Origin of the sequence: Microbacterium algihabitans, from assembly GCF_032464975.1 — a bacterium.
GTDB classification, from domain to species: domain Bacteria; phylum Actinomycetota; class Actinomycetes; order Actinomycetales; family Microbacteriaceae; genus Microbacterium; species Microbacterium algihabitans.
This window is the reverse complement of record NZ_JAWDIU010000001.1, coordinates 603,507-624,718: the sequence shown is the minus strand read 5'-3', so window position 1 is coordinate 624,718 and position 21,212 is coordinate 603,507. Positions and strand designations below refer to the sequence as shown.

23 protein-coding genes are annotated in these 21,212 nt (G+C 69.8%); 10 read left to right on the top strand and 13 right to left on the bottom strand.

Annotated features, from left to right (window positions below; genetic code table 11):
- Window positions 1–65 precede the first annotated feature (65 nt).
- The 3 genes from RWH43_RS02940 to RWH43_RS02930 all read right to left on the bottom strand — a co-directional run bounded on the left by RWH43_RS02940 (window position 66) and on the right by RWH43_RS02930 (window position 2,944).
- A complete protein-coding gene (locus RWH43_RS02940) occupies window positions 66–1,031 on the bottom strand; it encodes an LLM class F420-dependent oxidoreductase (RefSeq protein ID WP_144829621.1) in 966 nt (321 codons plus the stop codon).
- Between the two features lie 115 nt (window positions 1,032–1,146).
- Complete coding sequence (locus RWH43_RS02935; RefSeq protein ID WP_154096173.1) at window positions 1,147–2,169, bottom strand: TerC family protein; 1,023 nt, start codon at window positions 2,167–2,169, stop codon at window positions 1,147–1,149.
- Between the two features lie 202 nt (window positions 2,170–2,371).
- A complete protein-coding gene (locus RWH43_RS02930) occupies window positions 2,372–2,944 on the bottom strand; it encodes a TetR/AcrR family transcriptional regulator (RefSeq protein ID WP_144829615.1) in 573 nt (190 codons plus the stop codon).
- 117 nt (window positions 2,945–3,061) lie between these two features.
- Here RWH43_RS02930 and RWH43_RS02925 point away from each other — a divergent pair, with 117 nt between their 5' ends.
- Window positions 3,062–5,668: an MMPL family transporter gene (locus RWH43_RS02925; RefSeq protein WP_316000633.1), complete on the top strand. Its 2,607-nt coding sequence runs from the start codon at window positions 3,062–3,064 to the stop codon at window positions 5,666–5,668.
- Window positions 5,669–5,757: 89 nt separating this feature from the next.
- On the top strand, window positions 5,758–5,946 hold the full coding sequence (locus RWH43_RS02920) for a hypothetical protein (RefSeq protein ID WP_144829610.1): 189 nt from the start codon (window positions 5,758–5,760) through the stop codon (window positions 5,944–5,946).
- A 152-nt stretch (window positions 5,947–6,098) separates the two neighbouring features.
- On the opposite strand, the gene RWH43_RS02915 is transcribed toward RWH43_RS02920, so the two are convergent.
- Both RWH43_RS02915 and RWH43_RS02910 read right to left on the bottom strand, forming a co-directional pair.
- Window positions 6,099–7,541, bottom strand: a complete 1,443-nt coding sequence (locus RWH43_RS02915) for a glycosyltransferase (RefSeq protein WP_316000632.1) — start codon at window positions 7,539–7,541, stop codon at window positions 6,099–6,101.
- Window positions 7,541–7,786 carry a hypothetical protein gene (locus RWH43_RS02910; RefSeq protein ID WP_144829604.1) on the bottom strand — a complete coding sequence of 82 codons (246 nt, stop codon included), beginning with the start codon at window positions 7,784–7,786 and terminating at the stop codon, window positions 7,541–7,543. The genes RWH43_RS02915 and RWH43_RS02910 overlap by 1 nt, the downstream gene beginning before the upstream one ends.
- A 111-nt stretch (window positions 7,787–7,897) precedes the next feature.
- On the opposite strand from RWH43_RS02910, the gene RWH43_RS02905 reads away from it, so the two are divergent.
- Window positions 7,898–8,605, top strand: coding sequence for an esterase/lipase family protein (locus RWH43_RS02905; protein ID WP_144829600.1), 708 nt, complete (start codon window positions 7,898–7,900; stop codon window positions 8,603–8,605).
- A 23-nt stretch (window positions 8,606–8,628) separates the two neighbouring features.
- Here the strand turns inward: RWH43_RS02905 and RWH43_RS02900 are convergent, their stop codons facing one another.
- The gene (locus RWH43_RS02900) at window positions 8,629–9,219 is read right to left on the bottom strand and encodes a MarR family winged helix-turn-helix transcriptional regulator (protein WP_316000631.1); all 591 of its coding nucleotides are present in this window, start codon (window positions 9,217–9,219) and stop codon (window positions 8,629–8,631) included.
- Between the two features lie 80 nt (window positions 9,220–9,299).
- On the opposite strand from RWH43_RS02900, the gene RWH43_RS02895 reads away from it, so the two are divergent.
- Complete coding sequence (locus RWH43_RS02895) at window positions 9,300–9,677, top strand: DUF7882 family protein (protein ID WP_316000630.1); 378 nt, start codon at window positions 9,300–9,302, stop codon at window positions 9,675–9,677.
- Between the two features lie 167 nt (window positions 9,678–9,844).
- Here RWH43_RS02895 and RWH43_RS02890 read toward each other — a convergent pair whose 3' ends face one another.
- A complete protein-coding gene (locus tag RWH43_RS02890) occupies window positions 9,845–10,036 on the bottom strand; it encodes a hypothetical protein (protein ID WP_316000629.1) in 192 nt (63 codons plus the stop codon).
- Between the two features lie 500 nt (window positions 10,037–10,536).
- Between RWH43_RS02890 and RWH43_RS02885 the strand changes: the two genes are divergently transcribed.
- Together RWH43_RS02885 and RWH43_RS02880 are read left to right on the top strand one after the other, a co-directional pair.
- Window positions 10,537–11,223: a DUF998 domain-containing protein gene (locus RWH43_RS02885; RefSeq protein ID WP_230704185.1), complete on the top strand. Its 687-nt coding sequence runs from the start codon at window positions 10,537–10,539 to the stop codon at window positions 11,221–11,223.
- A 31-nt stretch (window positions 11,224–11,254) separates the two neighbouring features.
- Window positions 11,255–11,467: a hypothetical protein gene (locus RWH43_RS02880; RefSeq protein ID WP_144829585.1), complete on the top strand. Its 213-nt coding sequence runs from the start codon at window positions 11,255–11,257 to the stop codon at window positions 11,465–11,467.
- On the opposite strand, the gene RWH43_RS02875 is transcribed toward RWH43_RS02880, so the two are convergent.
- Window positions 11,445–13,427, bottom strand: coding sequence for a LuxR C-terminal-related transcriptional regulator (locus tag RWH43_RS02875; protein ID WP_316000628.1), 1,983 nt, complete (start codon window positions 13,425–13,427; stop codon window positions 11,445–11,447). The two genes, RWH43_RS02880 and RWH43_RS02875, sit on opposite strands and share 23 nt — an antisense overlap.
- 14 nt (window positions 13,428–13,441) lie before the next feature.
- The gene (locus RWH43_RS02870) at window positions 13,442–13,912 is read right to left on the bottom strand and encodes an AAA family ATPase (protein ID WP_316000627.1); all 471 of its coding nucleotides are present in this window, start codon (window positions 13,910–13,912) and stop codon (window positions 13,442–13,444) included.
- Between the two features lie 396 nt (window positions 13,913–14,308).
- Between RWH43_RS02870 and RWH43_RS02865 the strand changes: the two genes are divergently transcribed.
- Window positions 14,309–15,943, top strand: coding sequence for a tyrosine-protein kinase domain-containing protein (locus tag RWH43_RS02865; protein WP_230704519.1), 1,635 nt, complete (start codon window positions 14,309–14,311; stop codon window positions 15,941–15,943).
- Between the two features lie 71 nt (window positions 15,944–16,014).
- On the opposite strand, the gene RWH43_RS02860 is transcribed toward RWH43_RS02865, so the two are convergent.
- On the bottom strand, window positions 16,015–17,490 hold the full coding sequence (locus RWH43_RS02860) for a sugar transferase (RefSeq protein ID WP_316000626.1): 1,476 nt from the start codon (window positions 17,488–17,490) through the stop codon (window positions 16,015–16,017).
- 340 nt (window positions 17,491–17,830) lie between these two features.
- Between RWH43_RS02860 and RWH43_RS02855 the strand changes: the two genes are divergently transcribed.
- Window positions 17,831–18,106 carry a helix-turn-helix domain-containing protein gene (locus tag RWH43_RS02855; RefSeq protein ID WP_144829575.1) on the top strand — a complete coding sequence of 92 codons (276 nt, stop codon included), beginning with the start codon at window positions 17,831–17,833 and terminating at the stop codon, window positions 18,104–18,106.
- A gap of 94 nt (window positions 18,107–18,200) precedes the next feature.
- Window positions 18,201–18,554 carry a hypothetical protein gene (locus RWH43_RS02850; protein ID WP_144829572.1) on the top strand — a complete coding sequence of 118 codons (354 nt, stop codon included), beginning with the start codon at window positions 18,201–18,203 and terminating at the stop codon, window positions 18,552–18,554.
- A gap of 61 nt (window positions 18,555–18,615) precedes the next feature.
- On the opposite strand, the gene tatC is transcribed toward RWH43_RS02850, so the two are convergent.
- Both tatC and tatA read right to left on the bottom strand, forming a co-directional pair.
- The gene (gene tatC, locus RWH43_RS02845; protein WP_154096166.1) at window positions 18,616–19,347 is read right to left on the bottom strand and encodes a twin-arginine translocase subunit TatC; all 732 of its coding nucleotides are present in this window, start codon (window positions 19,345–19,347) and stop codon (window positions 18,616–18,618) included.
- 68 nt (window positions 19,348–19,415) lie between these two features.
- Entirely contained in the window at window positions 19,416–19,877 is a 462-nt protein-coding gene (tatA, locus tag RWH43_RS02840; protein WP_316000625.1) for a twin-arginine translocase TatA/TatE family subunit, read from the bottom strand.
- Between tatA and RWH43_RS02835 the strand changes: the two genes are divergently transcribed.
- Window positions 19,876–20,541, top strand: coding sequence for an arsenate reductase/protein-tyrosine-phosphatase family protein (locus RWH43_RS02835; protein ID WP_186325410.1), 666 nt, complete (start codon window positions 19,876–19,878; stop codon window positions 20,539–20,541). The genes tatA and RWH43_RS02835 overlap by 2 nt on opposite strands.
- Before the next feature lie 430 nt (window positions 20,542–20,971).
- Here RWH43_RS02835 and RWH43_RS02830 read toward each other — a convergent pair whose 3' ends face one another.
- Window positions 20,972–21,133, bottom strand: coding sequence for a hypothetical protein (locus tag RWH43_RS02830; RefSeq protein ID WP_316000624.1), 162 nt, complete (start codon window positions 21,131–21,133; stop codon window positions 20,972–20,974).
- Window positions 21,134–21,212 lie beyond the last annotated feature (79 nt).

Genomic DNA, 21,212 nt, shown 5'->3' with positions numbered 1-21,212 from the left:
GGATCCCGGATGCCGCCGGGGGGACGCACGAGATGCGCGCCCCCGCGACGGGTCGATCCGGGGGATCAGAGGGCGCGGAGCTTCTCCAACAGGGGAGCGGCGACCTCGTCGACGAACCGCTGCTGCTGCGCGTCGCCGACCTGCACGATGGCGATGTCGGTGAAGCCGGCGTCGATGAACGGGCGCACGCTCTCGGCGAGCTCGTCGAGATCGGGGCCGCACGCGATGGAATCGGCGACGTCCTCCGGGCGCACGAACTGCGACGCCCCCGCGAATCCGGCCGGGGTCGGCAGGTCGGAGTTGACGGCCCATCCACCGGCGAACCACCGGAACTGGTCGTGCGCGCGCTCGATCGCGGCTCCCTTGTCCGGGTCCCAACTGATGGGGATCTGCCCGATCTTGCGGGACTCGCCCTCGTGGTGCTCGTCCCAGCCGGCGATGAGGTCGGCTTCGGGTTCGGTGGTGATGAGGTGGTCGCCCAGCGGGGCGAATCGCTTGATGGAGTGCTCGCCCGACACCGCGACGCCGATCGGGACCCCGCCTTCGGGGGCGTCCCAGACGCGAGCGGAGTCGACGCGGAAGTACTCTCCGTCGTACGTCACGAGGTCGCCCGTGTGAAGGGCGCGGATGATCTCGATCGCCTCGACGAGCATGTCCTGGCGCGCGTGCACCGCGGGCCATCCCTCTCCCACCACGTGCTCGTTCAGGTTCTCACCCGAACCGAGGCCGAGCGTGAAGCGCCCGTCGGAGAGCAACTGCAGGGTGGCTGCCTTCTGAGCGACGACGGCCGGGTGATACCGGATCGTCGGGCAGGTGACATAGGTCATGAGTTCGACATCGGTGGTCGCTTGCGCGACCGCGCCGAGAACCGTCCACGCGTACGGGGCGTGTCCCTGGCTGGTGAGCCACGGCGAATAGTGATCGCTGGAGACGAGGAAGTCGTAGCCGGCGCGTTCGGCGCCGACGGCATAGTCAACGAGGGCCTTCGGGCCGCTCTGCTCGGTCATGAGGGTGTAGCCGAATCGCGTCATGCGGCCACGGTAGGTGCGACCTCGAGGGGGATCGCCGGGGTTGCGCCGACACCTCGGATGCGGCAGGGAACGACGACGGGCCCGCGGCGGCTGCCGCGGGCCCGTCGTCGAAGGGTCAGTCCTCGGGGGCGTGGATGACCTTCTCGCCGTCGAAGGTCTCGCGTTCCTTCTTCTTGTCGTCGTTGCGGGTCTTGCGCAGGCTCGCGATCGTGGCGACGGCGACGGTCGCGGCGATGAACAACAGCGAGAACCAGATGGGGATCTCGGGCACCCACAGCAGCGGCTCGCCGCCGTTGATGAAGGGCAGCTCGTTGACGTGCAGGGCGTGGAACACGAGCTTGACGCCGATGAAGGCGAGGATGACAGCGAGGCCCTGAGCGAGGTAGACCAGGCGCTCGAGCAGGCCGCCGATGAGGAAGTACAGCTGACGCAGGCCCATCAGGGCGAAGGCGTTGGCGGTGAAGACGATGTACGCCTCGTTCGTCAGGCCGTAGATCGCGGGGATCGAGTCGACGGCGAAGACGAGGTCGATGAAGCCGATCGCGATGATGACCAGCAGCATCGGGGTGACGAAGCGCTTGCCGTCCTTCTTCACCGTCAGCTTGTCTTCGTTGTACTCCTCGGTGACGGGGAGGACGCGGCGGACGAAGGTCATGAACTTGCCGTTGGCCGGGTCGCTCTCGCCGTGGGCGAAGGCCTGGCGGTAGGCCAGGACCAGCAGCAGGGCACCGAAGATGTAGAAGATCCACGAGAAGTTCTCGATGAGGGCGGCGCCGACGGCGATGAACGCGCCGCGCATGATCAGCGCGATCACGATGCCGACCATCAGCACCTTCTGCTGGTACTTCTTCGGCACGGCGAAGCCGGTCATGATGATGAGGAAGACGAAGAGGTTGTCGATCGACAGCGCCTTCTCGGTCAGGTACCCGGCGAAGTACTCACCACCGTAAGTCCAGCCCGACACGACGCCGATGCCGACGCCGAACAGCAGCGCGAGCCCGATGTAGAAGGCCGACCAGCGGGCGGATTCGCCGATCGTCGGCTCGTGCGGCTTGCGCACGTGCGCGAAGAACTCGAACACGAAGAACGCGATCGTGACCGCGATCGTGATGATCCAGATGAGGGGGGTGACGCCCATGGCGACCTCCAAGGGAAATAGGTGTACGACAAGACACCAAGGTCTCTTCCGCCCCGGCGAGAGGGCCGACGTCCCGGGATCACGATGGCGTGGTCCGTACTGACGAGATCGTCGCGGTGGGAGTACTCCCCTTGTTGAGAGCGATTGTACGGGATGCCGCTGTGCGCTGCGGGGCTGGACGCTGAGAGTCCCATCGTGGTAGTCAGCTCAGCGCGGGGGGCGGTCCGACGACGACATCGACCAGCGCCAGCATGTCGGCGGAGTCGAAGTGCTCACGGCTCAGCGCGCGCAGGATCACCGCACCGAGGAGAGCGTCGGCGGCCGCCGCGAGACGCGGGCCCCCGGCGTCGCCCATCGCTCGTGACAAGCAGTCCATCAGCGGCGCGGCCAGGATCTCGGATCGCAGGCGCCGACCGGTTTCGGCGCTGCCGGCGGAGGCGGCGACGAGGGAGCGCAGCAGTCCTTCTCCGTCGGCGCTCGCGCGCAGGGTGAAGATCTCGATCAGCCACGCGGCCAGGTCGGCGCGCGGGTCGCCGGTGTCGGGGATCTCGCGCTGGGGGCCGAGCAGGCGGCCCTCGAGGATCGCTTCGGCGAGCACGTCGCCCTTGCTCGGCCACCAGCGGTAGATCGTCTGCTTTCCCACGCCCGCGCGACGGGCGATTCCCTCGATCGTCAGGTGGTCGTAGCCGCGCTCGGCGAACAGGGCGACGGCCGCGTCGAGGATGGCCAGGCGCGCGGCTTCGCTGCGGATGGGGCCACTGCGCGGAAGTGCCATGACCCACATTCTGGACGATGTCGAGCCGAATCGAGACGAGACGGTGCGTGTTATCTTAGTCCCACTGGTCGGAGCCGACGGTGCTCCTGCGTGCGCACCGCACGAGAGGAACACCGCATGGCCGAATTTCTGCACCGTCTCGGGACCTTCGCCGCTCGGCGCGCGTGGACGGTCGTCGTGGCCTGGGTGGTCATCCTCGGCGTCGTCGTCGGCGGCTTCCTGATCGGATTCAAGGGGCTGAGCTCGAGCTTCGACATCCCCGGCACGGCATCCGGAGACGTGATCGCCGAACTCGAAGGCGAGCTGCCCGACTTCGCCGGCGCAGCGGGAGCGGTCGTGTTCCGCACCGACAACGGGTCAGCCCTCGACGACGCGCAGAAGAGCGCCATCAGCGCTCTGGTCGCCTCCGCGGGCGACCTCCCCGACGTGGCGCGCGTGACCGATCCGTTCTCGGCGCAGCAGCAGCTCGACGATCAGCGGCAGCAGGTCGCCGACGGGATTCAGCAGCTCGACGCGGCGCGCGCGCAGCTCGCCTCGGGGCAGCAGCAGCTCGACGCCGGCACCGCTCAGCTCGACACGGGCCAGCAGCAGCTCGACGCGGCTCGTGCGCAGCTCGAGGCGGCGCCCCTGCCCGAGGCGCAGAAGGCCGCGCAGCTGTCGGCGCTCTCCGCGCAGCAGAGCCAGCTCGACCAGCAGCGCGCTGCGCTCGGCGACCAGCAGACGCAGCTGACGGACGGGCAGGCACAGCTCGAGGCGCAGCAGACCCAGCTCGACCAGGGCTCGGAGCTTCTCGGATTCGCGGATGCCGTGCGACTGGTGTCCGAGGACGGCTCGACGGCCATCGTCAACGTGTCCTTCAGCGAGCCCCGGCTCGAGCTCTCGGAGGAATCGAAGCAGGCGGTCGTCGCCCACTTCACCTCGGACCCGGTCGACGGCGTCGACGTCGCGTTCAACACCGAGATCTCGCAGGGGGTGCCCGAGATCCTCGGCGTCGGCGAGGCGATCGGTGTCGCGGTCGCCGCCATCGTGCTGATCGTCGTGCTGGGCTCGCTGCTGGCGGCGTCCTTCCCGATCATCACGGCGCTCGTGGGTGTGGCCATCGGTGCCATGGCGACCCTGTCGTTCTCGGGTGTCGTGCAGATGGCATCCGTCACCCCCATCCTCGGAGTCATGCTCGGTCTCGCCGTCGGCATCGACTATGCGCTGTTCATCCTCTACCGGCACCGCCGGCAGGTCCTGCAGGGGGCGGACGTCGTCGAGTCGATCGGCCTCGCGAACGGCACCGCGGGCAACGCCGTGGTCTTCGCCGGCACGACGGTCATCGTGGCGTTGCTGGCCTTGAACATCACCGGCATTCCGTTCCTGGGGCTGATGGGCACCGCGGGTGCGGTCAGCGTCCTGGTCGCGGTCCTCATCGCGGTCTCGCTCACCCCCGCGCTGCTGGGTCTTGCGGGGCTGCGGATCCTGAGCCGTCGCGCCCGCGCCCGTGTCGCCGCGCTCGGCGCGGCCGAACACCCGCGCCGCGCCGCGCGCACGGGAGTCGCCCCGACGGATGCCGAGGAGCACCCGCGCCGCGCCGCCCGCACCGGTTCGATCCCCACCGCCGGCGCCCCCGTCGCGCCCATGTCGACCGTGCGGGCGATCGTCACGATGCTCGTCGCGACCCTCGCCCTGCTCGTGGTCGCCATCCCCGCGCTGTCGATGCGTCTGGGACTCCCCGACGGCGGCTCGGAGGCGGAGGACTCGACGGCGTACCAGGCCTTCACCTGGACCGAAGAGGCGTTCGGCGCCGGAGCGAACGCTCCTCTGCTGGTCACCGCGGCGCTGCCGGCGGACACGGCCGAAGCCGACGTGCAGGGCATCCAGCTCGACGTCGCCCGCGAGCTCTTCGCTCAAGACGACGTGGTCGCCGTGGCGCCCGTCGCCGTGTCGGAGGACCGCCGTCTCGCCGCTTTCCAGGTGATCCCCGCCGAGGGGCCCAATGCGGTGTCGACCGATCGGCTCGTGCGCGATCTGCGCGCCATCCCGCCGGTCGATGGAGACATCGTGCTCGGGGTGGCCGGGGCCGCGGCCATCAACATCGACATCTCCGAGGGGCTCGCCGACGTCCTGCCCATCTACCTCGTCGTCGTCGTCGGGTTGTCGTTCCTCATCATGGTGGCGGTGTTCCGCTCGCTGCTGGTGCCGCTGATCGCCACCCTCGGATTCGTGCTGTCGCTGTTCGCCACCTACGGCGCGGTGACCGCGGTCTTCCAGTGGGGCTGGCTCGGCGAGGTGCTCGGAGTCCACAACCCCGGCCCGATCCTGAGCTTCCTCCCGGTGATCCTCGTCGGCATCCTGTTCGGGCTCGCGATGGACTACCAGCTCTTCCTCGCCACCGGCATGCGCGAGGCCTGGGCGCACGGTGCCGCTCCCCGGCTCGCGGTCGCGCGGGGCTTCCGGGCCGGACGCACCGTGGTCGCCGCGGCGGCGATCATCATGATCGCGGTGTTCTCCGGCTTCATCGCCTCCGATTCGGTCATCATCAAATCGATGGGGCTCGGGCTCGCCCTGGGCGTGCTGTTCGACGCCTTCATCGTGCGCATGCTGCTGATGCCGGCCATCATGCACGTGCTCGGCGGAGCGGCGTGGTGGCTGCCGAAATGGCTCGACCGCATCGTGCCGAACGTCGACGTGGAGGGCTCGGCGCTCGAGCGCCGGCACCCGTCGCACCACGGCGTCTGAGCATTCTCGGCCGGGGCTGCGCAAGCCCCGGCCGATCCTCTCGCGCGGAGGGGAGGATTCGGGCACGACCCGTACCGAGGAGGACGACGATGACCGATCGCGAAGAGACCCAGGACGCTCCCGTCATGGACGGCGCCACCGACGCCGGTGTGGAGGAGAAGAAGGACGGCGCGCGCGAGCAGCGGGCCGCGGACGCTGCGGTGCAGGACGACGACCCGGCCCAGCAGGACCTGAAGGACGACCTGCGCAGCATCAAGGGCTACGGCGAAGACCGCTGAGCCGGACGACGACCCCCGTCCGGAGCCAGGTGGGGGACAGGCTCGACGAGCGGGAGTCGTCGCGGACGCCGAGATGAGGCGTCATCCGCGCCGGCGATGCCGGGGTCGGGTACGGAAACAGTACGCCCGGCCACCGGCCTCGCTGCGGGAATTCAGCCAATCCGAAGGCGGCGCCGAAGGGTTTCGCGCACACGCCAGGTCGACTGACGCACGCGGTGCCGACGTCGGGCTCGCCGAAGTGTGAGACCCCAGCGCGCGAGCACCGCGTTCTCGTCGTAGGCGCGGGCGCGACCACGCGCACGACGCCGCATGCGTTGCAGCGAGGCGGCGTCGAGGGATGAGGCGGCGACGAGGGCGTCGGCGAGGGCGTCCACGTCACCCGGGGGCACCAGCCACCCCGTGCTGCCGTGAGCGATCAGCTCACGGGGACCGTACGCCACGTCGTACGCGATCGGGAGGCAGCCCGCCGCCATCGCCTCGGCGACCACGAGCGAGAAGGCCTCGGAGCGGCTGGTCAGCAGGAGGAACCCCGTCGACGCGAGGGTGTCTCGAGCCCCGGGCTGGAAGCCGTGGAAGCGCACGCCCTCGCCCGCGCGCTGTTCGAGAGGGAGGCGCGCGGGTCCGTCGCCGTAGACGTCGAGGGTCAGATCGTCGAGGCGGGCGCGGGCGCGCGCAACGGCCTCGATCGCATCCTCCACCCGCTTGATGGGTTCGAGACGAGCGATCACCGTCGCACCCGATCGCGGCCGAACGAGGTCGGCCTCGGGGATCGTCACCGGATGCGGAACAGCGGCCAACAGGGGGAGCACCCCCACCTCGCGTCGGACGTCGCCCGCTTGGCGTGCCGTGCAGAAAACGACGGCGTCGAACGCGCTCAGGCGGGAGAAGACCTCCGCGCGCGAGGGGCGGATCGAGGTGCCGTCGTCGGTGAGGTGCGAGCCGTGCACCACGTGCAGCACGGTGACGCCGGGTCGTCGGTATCCCGCCGCGAACCGCGCCATCGCCTTGCTGTCGACGAGGAGGAAGGAGGGTTCGCCGGCGGTGAGCCGGTCGAGCCACGCCGCGTAGAGCTCCCGCACCCCCCGCCACGCCGAGCGAGGCGCACCGGTGGCGTCGCACGTCACGATCACGCGACGCCGGCGTCCGGACGCGTGCGGGACGTCCCGCCGGTCGCTCGCGGCGAGGGTCCCGTCCGGGCGCAGGTGATCGATCTGCGCGACGGCGCCGCGGGCATCGGTGCGGATCCGTCGCACGAGCGTCTCGCCGGAGTACTCGGCATCCGCGTCGCCTCCGAGGGGGGAGAAACCCGCCCCCGCGCCGACGGCCCGACCGCGCAGATCGTTCTCGCGCAGCCAATCCCACAGGTTGGTCAGTCGCACCCCGTCGGTGAGGGCTCCGCGACGAGCGAGCTCGGCGGTCACCGCCACCCGGTCGTCTCGATCGTCGCAGGTGAGGACGTGCACCGCCGTCCTGCCGAGCCCGGCGAACAGCCGCGAGCGTTGGAACAGGGCCGCGGTGAGACCGCCGTATTCGCGTGGTACGCCCCAGGTCAGAACGAATTGCCGGCCGGCGGGGAGAAGGGAACCGCGCGCCATCACGCGTCGTGGGTGGGGATCTCCCCGGCGGCGATCGCGTCGGCGTAGGTGCGGATGTCGGGGCCGGGCTCGTAGTCGATGAAGCGGTCCTTGATCCGGGCGTTGATCTGCGCGAAGGCCTCGTCCGACGAGATCCCCTCGCTCTCGCGTGCCACGGCGACGACGGCCTCGCGCAGCACCTTGTCGGCGTCGTCGAGGATCTTCTGGCGGGCCGGTTCGTTCCAGCGGATGTCCGAGGTTTCCATGGCGACACCCTACGGCGGCCGCGGCGGGTCGAACGCCGGGGTTGCGTCGCACGGAGGCCTGTGCGGAGCAACCCACCTCCGCGCTCGCGATGAGGCCGCGAGGATGGGCGGATGTCGACGGATGCCGTGCCCCCACGCGACTCGAGGACGCCCGGTGTCCGGGCGCGGAACCTGAGATGGTGGGTGCGCGACTACGGCTACGCGCTCGCCGCGCAGCGACGGGCGGCCTTCGGTCGGTCGCTCCCCGAGGGGTTGACGAGCGGAACAGGCACGCCGATCGTCCTGCTGCCGGGCATCTACGAGACCTGGCGCTTCCTCGAACCCCTCGCCCGGGTGCTGCACGACAGAGGCCACCCCGTGCACGCGGTGACCGAGCTCGGTGACAACCGCCGACCGATCGCCGAGCAGGCTCGCCGCTTGGGCTCTCTGCTCGAGACGAGGGGCCTCGACGACGTCGTGCTGGTGGCGCACAGCAAGGGGGGCCTCATCGGCAAGCACCTGATGGCGTTCAGCCCGCTCGGGGACCGCGTCAGGGCGATGGTGGCCGTCGCGACCCCGTTCGGGGGCTCGCGCTACAGCAGGGTCATGCCGACGCCGTCCTTGCGCGCCTTCGCGTCGGGGGATGCGACGATGCGGGCGCTGTCCGCGGCCGTCGAGGCCAACGCGCGCATCGTCTCGATCTACGGTGTCTTCGACCCGCACATCCCCGAGGGCAGCGAACTGGCGGGTGCGCGGAACGTGCCCCTGTCCACGGGCGGGCATTTCCGCGTCCTCGCCGACCCGCGCGTGGTGGAAGAGGTCGTCCGCGTGGCGGAATGACCCACCCGGCCGCGTGGTGGCACTCAGGCGGCGTCGGGGTGGGCGATGCGCGGTGCGAAGACGGTGTCGGATGCCGCGGACGAAGTCCGGGAGATCATGCAGCACGTGTCGCCGGCGTCGACGCACAGATCGGCGACGGCGCAGCGCATGCGGCGGAGGAACGCCGTCACTGCCTCTGTCTCGCTCTCGGTCATTCCGCGGGTGGCCTGCATCATCCGGGCGTGCATGGCGGTGAGGGTCTCGCGCATCTCGTCATCCGCGTGGGCGGTGGTCGAGACGAGCACCTTGCGACGGTCCACGGGATGCGGCCGGCGCGTCAGGTGACCGGAGCGGTCGAGGCGGTCGAGGAGGGCGGTGACCGATGCCGTGGAGACGCCCAGGTGACGGGCGAGATCGATCGGGGTCACGTCGCGCTGGGCGCTCGCCGCGCGCGTGAGGAAGCGCAGGACGAGCAGTTCGTTCTCGCCCATCGCCATCGAATCCTGCGTGCGTCGGCGCATCGTCATCTCGGCCGCGCGGTACGACCGCATGGCCTCCATGATGCGCGCCCCGCGCTCGTCTTCCCGATTCTCGCTGTACCAGTACGAGGGCGGTGACGGATCTTCGTTCGTCATCTGGTTCCTAATATCTCGCTTGCCTATTCGCTAGTCTAACTAGTAAGTTCTGAAATGAGCAACGAGCAGAGGGGTACATCATGGCGAAGCTCTACTACGGCACGACGACCGAGCCGATCAGCATCGACGACCGCATGTTGGCGCACGTCAAAGTCGTGGTCGCCACGAAACTGCGACGTGGCGAGAGCTTCACGCTCTCGTGGATCCACGGCGCCGACGAGCCCGCCGGCCGATCGACGATCTGGCTGCAGCCGTCCATTCCGCTGCGGTTCGTATTCGACTCCGAGCAGCCCGAGGCTCTCGACCAGAACCTCCTCAAGCGCATGGCGAACGACGCCAACTCCTCGCGAGGGCTGAGCCTCGACATCTCGATGGACGAGCCGGCTCAGCCCGGCTCCGCCACCCGTCCTGCTTCGCAGGGCGCCAAGGCGGCGCGCTCGCTCGCTCGAGCGGCGTGAGCGGGCCGAGGGAGCGGACGGTCGGGACCGCGAGTGGTCCCGTCTCCTTCGCTACGTGGGCGCACACTGAACAACGTCTTCGAGAAAGAGAGCAATGAACCCTCCTGCCACGTGGGACCTCCCCACCGAACCGATCTCCATCGTCACCGCGGAGGAACTCGAGGCGCTCAGTCGACGGTGACGTCTCCGTCAGTCGGCGGAGGCGCGTGCTCGCTGCGGATGCGAATCGTCCCGAGCGCGAAGAGCACCGTGCCGATCGCGAGCAGGCCCAGCTTGGGCTCCGTGGGGGAGTCCGCCGGGAAGAGGAGCGTCGGGGCGGCCAGCACTCCCGCCGATGCGACGCACAGGAGAACGGCCACCGGGCGATGCGTCGACCGTTTCGTCATCGGGCTCCCTCCGGTTCGCCGCTAGCCTAGCGAGCCGCTGAAGCGGAGGCACGGTCTCGCCGTTCGGGTTCCGTGACCGCGAAACCGTGCCTCCCTGAGCAACCGGTCGGCGGGTTGGGAACCTGGGGGAGAACCGTTCGCGCCGCTGCTCGAGGTCGAGCATCGCACGTGATGCAGACGGTCTGAGAGGCTGATCGAGCGTTATCACCCGTCAATGCGTCAGAGATCATCAGACGCTGTCGGCGGGGCCGCTTGCGAAGAAGGTGCGGGCAGAGCGTCGGCATCTTGCGTTTGCGGCCCCCCGGCTCGCATGCGCCGCGTTCGCTCTGCCCGCTGAATCAAGCATCCGACGTCGCGGGGGCAGACTGAAGCCCAAAGGCCCGGAAATCACCCTGACGGCCGCACACCTCACCACGCGGGGCGGGGCAACGGGGCGAAGCGATAGTGTGGCCGGGCGCCACCCGGGAGGACCCATGACCGAAACCGTCGAGCGGCCCGTCTCGGGAGTCCGTCGAGACGCCCCCCATCGGCCCGCTCTGCTGGCGAATGTGGGGGCCGCCGCCGCGTTCGGCAGTGCCGCCCTCATCTGGTTGTGTCGTGCTTGGGATCCGAGCGTCCAATACGTCAGCCAGTTGGGCGCGACCGCGATGCCCACGGCTCCGGTGTTCAACCTCGCGCTGCTCCTGCTCGCCGTGGCCGCGGTGCTGGTGGATCGCGCGCTCGTTGCGCGGCCGGTCGGCTACGTCGTGGGGTGGCCCGTGGCGACGACCCTGCTGATCTGCGGGCTCTGCTTCGGCGTCGCCTCCGTGGTCACGTGCTCGCCGGGCTGTCCCGTTCCCTTCACTCCCGGTTCGCTCCCTCAGGATCTCCTGCACATCACGTTCGCCGTGCTGGGATTCGTGCTCGCGATCGTCGCGATGGGGCAGGTCGCGATGATCCGCCGTCGTCCGTGGATGCGCGCGACGAGCGTGGTCACGCTCATCGCGGTCGGCGTCACCGCTTTCACCGGGGCGATGATCGCCCTCTTCCGGGGGGACACCGCGCTGGGCGGCAACCTCGAGTTCACGGCTGCCACCCTGGCGATCGCCTGGTTCGGTGTATTCGGACTGCAGGTCGCCGCCGACCATCGCCAGGCCGTCCGCCGGGGCTCGTCGGTCTGAATCGGTCCGCCGAGCGATTACCGTGTCTCGCGTGCGACTTCACCGACTCCGACGGCTGCTGACCTGGCTGCTGTCGTTCGCCGCGCTCGTGGTCATCCTCGCGGTGCTGCGCGGTGCAGGCGTTCCCCTCTCGGTGCCGGGGGTGCTGATCGTGGTTGCGGCGCTGGTCCTCGCGCGCGTCGTCATCGGACGTGCGCGTCGCCGGCGCCGCGACCGTGCGATCACTCCACCTCGGTCTCGATGAGACCCCAGGCGTGCGCGGCGCGGATCGCGCTCGATCTGTCGGAGACCTCGAGCTTGCGGTAGAGGCTCTGCAGCTGGGTCTTGACGGTGTTCGGCGAGACCACGAGCGCTCGGGCGATGTCGGCGATCGTCGAGGTCGGCGTCAGCTGTGCCAGCACGACCTGCTCCCGACGCGTCAGGTGCGGAACGCTCACCGACGAGGCGAAGAACGAGGCGCGCTTCTCCACCTGCTCTCGTGCCGTCGGCGACAGCATCCGCAGCACGAGGGCACGGTCCTCCGGCGCGACCGCACTCCACGGACTCCACAGGCCGTAGCGCATGCTCAGCGCCTCGGCGCGCTGCACGGCCGAGCGGTGCGCGGCCACGCCGTTCAAGCGGACGTCGGCGACGATGCTGACCACCAGGCTCTCCAGAGCGGCCCGGGGAGACGGCTCATGGTGCAGACCCCACTTCACGCTCATCACGAAGGCCTCGTGGGCGCGTCCGGCGTACAACTGCGAGAGCGCGATCGCCGGAGCGGTCGTCGACGATAGGGCGAAGGGCCCTTCGAACAGAGCCAGCGCTTTGCGCGCCTGGCGCAGCGCGATGAGCACCCGGGCGCGCGCGGTGAGGATCTGCGTGGACTGGAAGTGCGACGGCGGCGTGCTGCGCGCGCGTGCGGTCCACGACCGTAAAAGACCGAGAGCATCGGGCGCCGCCTCCGACAGCAGGTAGGACTGCACGTGCACGGCAGCGGCGTAGGGCCAGAGCTCGCGCGCGCCCGCAGTGGCGCTGACGTCGTCGAGGATCGATCGCGCAGCGGGAGCGTCGCCCTCTTCGAGGAGGAGCCACGCGGTCGCGATGCGCATCCCTTCCCCCCAGGGCGAAGCCGCCCAGTCGTCCTCGGCGCTCTGACGCGCGATGTTGCGAGCCTCGGCGACGTCGCCCTCCATCAGGGCGATGATTGCGCGGGCCCCCCGGGCGCGGAGTTTGCGGGCGGGGGGAGCGACCCGCTCGGACTGGGCCAGCGCGAGACCGGCATCGCGCAGCTTGCCCATCGCGAACGAGGTCATGGCCACCTGGTACCACCCCTCGGCGGTCGCGTCCGCACCGGATTCCGACGACCGGCGTAGCGCGTCGGAGAGCAGTGAGGCGGCTTCGGTCGCGAGGGCGAAACGGCCGGCCGCTCGCAGGATGCCGACGCGGAGGACGAGCGATTCGACATCGGTCGATGAGGCGCTCTTCGCGTCGGGCAGCTGCGTCAGCACCCGGACGGCGGCGGTCGGGGTCTCGGCCGAGCAGGCGGTCTGCGGATCGAGGGCGAGCAACGCGTCCATGGTCCGCGGAGTCAGCGGCGCCGTCGTCCGCAGCACTCCGACCAGCCGGGAGAAGGCCGCCTTGTCGCGCGCCCAGATCTCGGGTCCGGAGGACCGCAGGATCGAGGCGAGCATCTCCCACCGTTCGGCATCGGCTGCCATCTGCGCGGCTCGCACTTGCTCGCCGCCGCGGACGAGGTGGTCGAGCAGCTTCGACTGGGCGGAGCTGACGAGCTCGGGCTTGCGCGTGCCGATGTCGCGGAGCCACTGCTCCCGGACCGGCTCCGCGAGGGTCAAGCGCGTCGCGCTCGGCCACATGAACCCCGCGCTCTGCAGTTCGCTCAACAGCTGGCGGACCGAGCCGACCGTCGGATCGATCCCCAGCGCGTCCGCGAGGGGCACGGTGACGTACGGGGCGACCGCGAGAAGTCGGACCTCGTCGGTGATGACCTGCGACAGGCGCTCCTCCATGTCGGCCGTCAAGGTCGCCCCGGCGTGCTCCGCCGCGACGATGGCCTCGTCTCGGGTGCGTAACGGGAGGCCCTCGAGCCGGAGGCGGGCGGCGACGAGCTGACACAGCGCCGGCCAGCCGTGCGTGCGCTCGACGAGGGTCTCGACCCCCACCTCTGTGCTCTCGACGCCGTTGAGTGCGAGGACGGACGCCACCTCCTGCTGCGACATCAGCAGGTGCGGGGCGGGACGACCTGCACGTCGAACTCGAGAGCGACCAGCGGGCTCTCGAGCCCTGTCGCCTGGCGGGTGGCGACGACGATGCGAAGGGCCGTGTCGGCGCGCAGGAGGGCGAGGACGTCGTCGGTCGTGAGTCCCTCGGCCTCGTTGAAGTTGTCGATCAGCAGCACGTGCAGGCTCGGTCCGTCCGAGAAGGCGTCGAGGACGCGCGAGAGTTCTTTCGCACCCGTCACGCCGCCGTCGATGAACTGCACGCCGCGCTCCGGGTCGTGCTCCATGGAGGCCGCGAACTGGCGCAGCAGCGAGGTCTTTCCGACGCCGGCGGGACCTCGTAGGAGCACGACGTCGCTCGACATGGCCTCGCGCACGCGGGCGATCGCCTCGTGGCGCGTCGTCCAGAATCGGCTGGTCCGGCGGATCGCACGGATGCCATCGGGCGCTGTCTCCACATCGATCAGCATGAGTACCTCCAAAGTGTCGCGACGTCGGCGCTCTCGGGCGAGCGCGATCTCCACGCGGCGGTGTGCCGTGCGTGTCGAGATGATCTTCGGGGTGATGCGGCATTCGATCCGTCGAAACGGCGATCTTTCATCCCCCTTGTCATCCCCTCATCACCCCCTGCTCTTCACCCTTTTTTCTCACCCTCCGACGGTCCGGCCGGTGGGTCGGTGGTGCCTCGCAGCGCGGGACCCTATCGGTCAACGCGGCTCCGCCGACGAGGCGGCTGATCGGCGAGCGCCGTCTTTCGCCCGTCGCCGCGGTGCGAAGGCGCGCGCGAAGAGATCTCGGACTCGTGCCTATGCTGCGGCGACCCGGCGGTGTCTCCGCCGCATCGCGAAAGGCGGATCCGAGTGGACATGCAGAAGGTCGTGCGCATCTTGCGCGCCTACTGGAAGGCGATCGTCGCCTTGACGATCGTGGGGAGCTTGGCGGGGTTCGCCTGGAGCGCCGTGCAACCGCGCGTCTACACCGCCGACGCCAGCGGGTACGTCGCGGCCACCTCGTCGGACGGGTCGACGGGAGCAGCCCTCGCCGGAGACCAGCTCGCGCTGTCGAAGGTCAAGTCGTTCGTCGACATGGGCTACTGGCGCAGCGTCGCCGAGTCGGCGCGGCAGCAGTTGGGGGTCGATGACAGCCCGGAAGACCTCGTGCAGCGCATCCACGTGTCCAATCCGGTCGACACCGTGAACATCCGGGTGGATGCCACGGGGTCGACGCCCGAAGCGGCCCGCGATCTCGCCGAGGCCTGGATCCACGGCATGACCTCCGAGGTCAACGGATTGGAGACGGGCGGGAACGGTGAAGGCGCCGTGCGTCTGATCGCCGGGGATTCCGCGCGCCTCCCCGACGCTCCGTCGTCTCCGAACGTCAAGCTCGACGTGCTGATCGGCGGTCTGCTCGGTGCCGTGGCCGGTGTCGTGTTCGCGCTCGTGCGCCGGGCGTTCGATCGCCGGCTGCGCAACGCCCGCGACGTCACCGACGCCGTCGACGCGTCGGTCGTCGGTGTGCTCCCCGTCGACAAGGACCTCGCCGGCGGTCGAGCGGTGTTCTCGTTCGACGACATCAAGGACGGTCGGGGATCGTTCGCTCACAAGGAGGCCATGCGCGAGTTGCGCACGAACCTCCAGTACGTCGACGTCGACCGCCCCGCCCGCATCATGGTGATCACGAGTCCGCTCCCCGGTGACGGCAAGTCCACCACTGCGGCGAACCTCGCAGTCAGCATCGCGGCCACGGGACAGTCCGTCATCCTGATCGACGCCGACCTGCGACGACCGGTGCTGGGCGGCATCTTCGGCTTCTCCGATGACGTGGGGCTCTCGGACGTCCTCGCCGGCCGTGCACAGATCGAGCAGGTCGCACATCAGGTCGATGAGCACGGGCGCCTGTTCGTCGTGGCGGCCGGGCGCACGCCGCCCAACCCCACCGAGATGGTCGGTTCTCAGCGCATGCAGGCGCTGACCCGCAAGCTCGCCGAAGACCTCGTGGTGATCATCGATTCCCCGCCCACGTTGGCGGTGGCGGATGCGGCCGTCATCGCGAGCTGGGCGGACGGGGCCGTGCTGGTGGTCACGGTCGGCCGTACGACCGACGACATGCTCACGCGCGCGACCGAGAACCTCGCGAAGACCCGTGGCCGCCTCCTGGGCGTCGTGCTGAACCGGATGCCGCTGCGCGGCGCGGACTCGAGCTACTACGGAGCCCAGTACGGCGGCTACTACGGCTACGGCGTGCCGGCCTCGACTCGGGGACCCTGGTGGCGCCTCCGGCGCCGGGTACCGGCGGAGGCGGGCGCGGTATCGGACGCGGATTCCGCGTCGCGTCGCGCGTCCGGCGGTGTCCCGCCGGAGAACGTGCGAGGGCTGCGGACTCTCGCCCACCGGAGGACGACTGGCGCGCCTGTGGGTGAGCCGACTGGTGATCCGGCCATGGTCGGAGCCCCCTCGGGAGCGGAAGACTCCGCGCACCTGCGCCGTTCGCGGGGGAAGTGAACCTCCGCACCTGACAACGTGCAAAGGGGGGAGGCGCCGATCCGATGGATCGGCGCCTCCCCCCTTGTTCGTCAGTGCGCGGTGTCGCCGGGAGCCACGACCGCCTTGAACGTGCGGGCGAGGATCACGATGTCGCCGACGAGGGACCAATTCTCGACGTAGAAGAGGTCGAGTCGGATGGCATCGTCCCAGGCCAGCGCGGATCTGCCGCTGACCTGCCAGAGCCCGCTCATCCCCGGGCGCACCATGAGCCGACGGTGGGCGTCGTCGTCGTAGAACTCCACTTCCGCGTCGCGCTGCGGGCGCGGGCCGACGAGGCTCATCTGCCCGCCGAGGACGTTGAAGAGCTGCGGCAGCTCGTCGAGCGAGTACTTGCGCAACCATCGCCCGACAGGCGTGATGCGGGGGTCGTTGTCGATCTTGAACAGGGGAGTGCCCTCGCGCCCCTGTTCGGCGAGCAGCTCCTGCAGCCGCGCGTCGGCTCCGTCGATCATCGATCTGAACTTCAGCATGCCGAAGTGCGCGCCGCCCTGTCCGACGCGCTCCTGGCGGAAGAAGACCGGTCCCGGCCCCGAGGCGCGCACGAGCAGGGCGAGCACCGCGAAGACGGGAGCGAGGGCGAGCACGAGCACACCGGCTCCGGCGATGTCGAAGACGCGCTTCAGAACGCGCTGGGTGGCGGAGAACTGCGGCGTCTCGACATGCACGAGGGGTAGGCCTGCGACCGGCCTCGTGTGGAGCCGGGGGCCGGCGACATCGATGAGGTTCATCGCGACGATGAGGTGGTGTCGGCCGGAGTCGAGGCTCCAGCCGATCCTGCGGATGTCTGCGGGCTGGAGGACCGCTCCGCCCGAGACGAGCACGCCGTCGGCGCCGGACGTCGCCAGACACTCGCGCAGGGCGTTCGCCTCCTCGTCCGACCACGCGGGGCCCGATCCCGCGCGAGAGAGGGCGAGCACTCCGACGACGTGGAGGCCGGCGCTCGGCTGGCGAGAGAGTTCGCCGGCGACGCGCTCGTTCTCGTCTGCGGCTCCGACGAGCACCACTCGCGTGCTCATGGCCCCCGCGGCGCGACGGCGGGAGAGCCATCGCCGGCTCAGGAGCCGCCCGCACAGAAGGCCGGCGGTGCCCAGCGGGAGGCTCAACAGGAAGTAGCCACGCGAGAGCTCCGCGTCGCTCAGGTAGGCCACGATCGAGACGAGCCCGAACATCTGCATCGACGCGGCGAGGATGAGGCGGTACTCGGCTGCTCCGTAACCGATGACGCGAGGCTGGCGAGTACCCCGGAGGAACAGGGCCGCCAGCCAGGCCGCCGCGAGACCGAAGGACACCGCCGTATAGGTGACGGGCGCGGATGCCACGTGCACAGGGTCCGGGCCGAGCCAGGCCACCTGCGCACCGAAGACGGCCGCGGCGATCACCGCGGTGTCGACGGCGGCCACCACGTGGGAGTACTTCCTCTGCCAGGGCGTGCGCACGCCCCTGCCGGACCGGGTGAGATTGTCGGACTCGACGGATGAGGCGACGAGTGAGACGGAAGAGTTCATGCATACTCCGCAGTCCATGCCCGGGGGCTGATGATCCCCCCACCGCCCCGGGATGGTTTCGACGGTGGGCGCGGGGACTCTGCCACCTTCGCGGTGGTCGAAAGACCGGGGATCCGGGCGATGGTGCGGGGTGAAGCCCGTTCCTTGGTGCGCTCGTCACTCCGGTGGTGCGTCCACGCCGAGCGGCTCGCCCGCCGCCCGCACCGCACATAGCCCTCGCGCTCACCCCTGCGTCAGTTCGCCTCACCATGCCTCGAAGACCTCACTCAGAGGCGATCGAGGATGACGTAGGCATGTTTACATGTCTATGTGGGGGTGATGCACCGATCAAGCTTTACCTATGACCGATGCGCCCGACCCCTGGTCCGACTTCGTCCGCGAACTCGGCATGCGCATATTCCGCGCGCGCTCCGAACAGCACCTTTCGCAGGAGCAGGTCGCGCACGCTGCCGGGCTCGCGACCTTCACGTACCGGAAGCTGGAGAAGGGCGAGTCCAATCCGGGCACTTCCGCCAACCCGCGTCTGCGGACGATCGTGGCCGTCTCCGAGGTGCTCGGGGTGCCGCTGCCGGACCTCATTCCGACCCCGCCGAAGGGGCTGCCGCCCGAACGGTGAGGGCAGTGTCGGAGGTCTGTTGTTCACTGTGTTCGTGCCCGCCGATGTTCGGGTCGCCGAGTTCTGCGGTGGCCCCGAGAGAGAGGTGTCAGGCATGGCCGCTGATGATCGATTCGCCCGCGAGGTGAAGACCCGACGATGCTCCTACGAATGGTGCGTCACCGCGCACGGGGCGACCGTTCACCCCGACGACGAAGATCATCGCAGCGCGGGTCGCGGATTCCGAGCCTGGGTCCGCGACGGTTCCGGGCGGGGGACGGGGACGCTCAGTGACGTCGAGGTCGGCGCGCTCCGGCGCACCGACGACGATCGCACGTGGGTGGTCGTCGAGACGGGCGCGGGGATCGCCCTGGCTCTCGACGCCGACGCGGCTCGTTCGCTGGGGCGGCGGCTGACCGACGATTTGGGGCCGACCGGCGTCTTGCGATCCGTCTTCGACGACCGGTGATGTCGCTGCCCGGTGGCATGCGGATGACCCACGACGTCGTCGGGCGTCTGTGCGGCCGGAGTCAGGACGCCGCGGCTGCTTTCCGCGCGGCTCGCCGGTCGTGCACCCACGCCCACGCGGCCGAGCCCAGATAGAGCAGGCACAGCGGAAGGGCGATGATGAGCATGCTCATCAGGTCGGAGGGCGGCGTGACCGCAGCCGAGAAGACGACGATGATCACCAGCGCGACGCGCCACCCGCGGATGATCGTCCGTGCGCTCAGCACCCCGACGGCGTTCAGCAGGACCACGGCCAGGGGAGAGACGAAGGCGATTCCTACGCCGACGACGAGCTTGAGGAGGAAGTCGAAGTACTGACTCGCGGTGAGCAGGGTGGTCGAACCGGCCGGCGCGAAGCTCGCGAGCACGTGCACGATCTGCGGCATGACGGTCCAGCCGAAGAAGACGCCTCCGAAGAAGAGCGGAAGCGCCGTAGCGACGAAGACGATGCCCATCCGCCGTTCGCGCGAGGTCAGACCGGGAACGAGAAAGCCCCACACCTGGGTCAGCCAGACGGGGGCCGCGAGCACGATGCCGAGCGTCATGGCGATCTTGAACCGCAGATCGAAGGCTTCGCCGAGTCGCGTGAAGTTGAGGCTGGTCGTCGAGGGACCCTGCACGGAGCTCAGCGGCGCCGATGCCGCCTCGATCACCAGGTCGGAGAGCAGGAAGCCGCCGACGGCCGCGACGATGATGGCGATCGCAGAGACCGTTGCGCGTCGACGGAACTCGGACAGATGGGACAGGAGGGACATGGCCCCGCCGCTCCCTGTGCCGTCGGCGTGTCGGCTTCGGCGCCGATCGCGCACGCGGGTGCGGGATCTCACGTGGACGACGACGGGCCTGACGGATTGCGGCCCGGCTGGTCGTTCGCCGTCGCGGAAGAGGGCGCCGACGCGGGTTCCGTCTTGTCGCCCTTCGCCTCGCGCGTCTCGGCGCGCAGAATGCGAACCGATTCACCGACGCTCTTGGCGAGGCTCGGCAGCTTGGCGGCACCGAACAAGAGGAGGACGACCGCCAGGATGAGGAGCAGGTGCCAGCCAGAGAACGCATTGCCGAAAATACCCATGTGGGAACCCTTCGATAGACGGCGGTACTCCTCATGCTTGACGCCCGACATCATGAGAAGGGGGCGTGGGTGCGCGAACATCGCCCGGACCCCGAGGAAATTCACCCGGTTGGCGAAGAAAGGCCGATCGGCCGACTGCGCCGGTTCACGCGTTCTACTGGAGCGGCGGGGCAAGCTCTCGCAGAAGAGGGGGCGTGATGCGCGCATGCCGTTCATGACCGTCGATCGCATCCTCGTGCTGTGCACGGCGAACATGATCCGCTCACCGTTCGTGGCCGGATTGCTCTCGTCGCGGCTGCCGCAGGCGCGGGCCGGACGCCTCGCGGTGCACAGCGCCGGGACGGCGGCGCGACCCGGGCACGCGGTGCCCGAGGACGTCCTGCGGATCGGACGGACCTACGGGTTGTCGCTCGACACCCATCGCTCGCGCCGTCTGGACGAGAGCCTCCTGCGGGCGGGCGACACGGTGCTGTGCGCGGAAGCCGCTCACCGTCGCGTCGTGCTCGATCTGCGCCCGGATCTCATCGCCTCCACGTTCACGATCCGCGAGTTCGCCCGGCTGACCGAGGCTCCGTCCGTGCGTGGTTCGGCCGGTTCGTGGGCGGAGCTCGTGCGCGCCTGCGCCGGTGCCCGACTCGCCTCGGCGGGCACGAACGCCGAGACCGACGACATCGTCGACCCCGTCGACGGACCCGCCTCGGCGTGGTTCGCGTTCGAGCGCCAGGCCACCGGCGCCGTCTCGGCGATCCTGGGCGCCGTCGGATCGTTGCGACCCACCGGCCCGAGTGCCTCCGCCGCCGATCCGGCCCCCCGCACGCGGCGGGAGTACCGACAGGCGCAGCTCACGCCGTCAGACCCGCCCGCCCCGTGGAGGAAGTGACATGTTCGATTTCGGACTCGACAAACTGCTCCTCGTCGGAATCCTCGTCGGGGTGATCCTCGGACCCTCACGGCTGCGCGAGCTTCGTCAGACGATCCCGCGCTCACTGGGTCGGCTGCACGCCCTTTACCTCGAGGGGCGGTCGCAGGTCGTCGACGAACTCGACGATCTGGCGCCGGATTGGCGCGAGTATGACCCGCGCGCTCTTCATCCGCGCCGGATCCTGCGCGAACTCGCCGACACCGCCGCACGGGATGCGGCGACGGGAGGGGAGCAGACGACCGCGGACGCCGCTCAGGGTGAGTCGGAAGGTGAGGGGGGCGACGCCAACGAACGGCGTGAGTCGAGCGCTGGCTCGCCCCACCCCGTGTCCGTCACGGCGGAGGACTCGCCGAGCGAGGTGCCCTCCGCTCCGCCGGATGGCGAGACGTCAGAGGCGCCCGGAGGGGACGAGCTCGTGCGGGGCGCCCGCGACCGAGATGACCGACTCGGACTCGGCGCGGGTGATCATCCGACCCACCCCGACGCCGACGGCGACGGACGCGAGCGCCCAGACGATGACGGCACAGAACACAGCGGCGAGAGCGATCATGGGACTTCTCCTTCGTAGCCCGATTGCCCACCGGTGAGGTGGTTGATGTCACGGTAGCGCCGCGGACGGCCCGGACGCG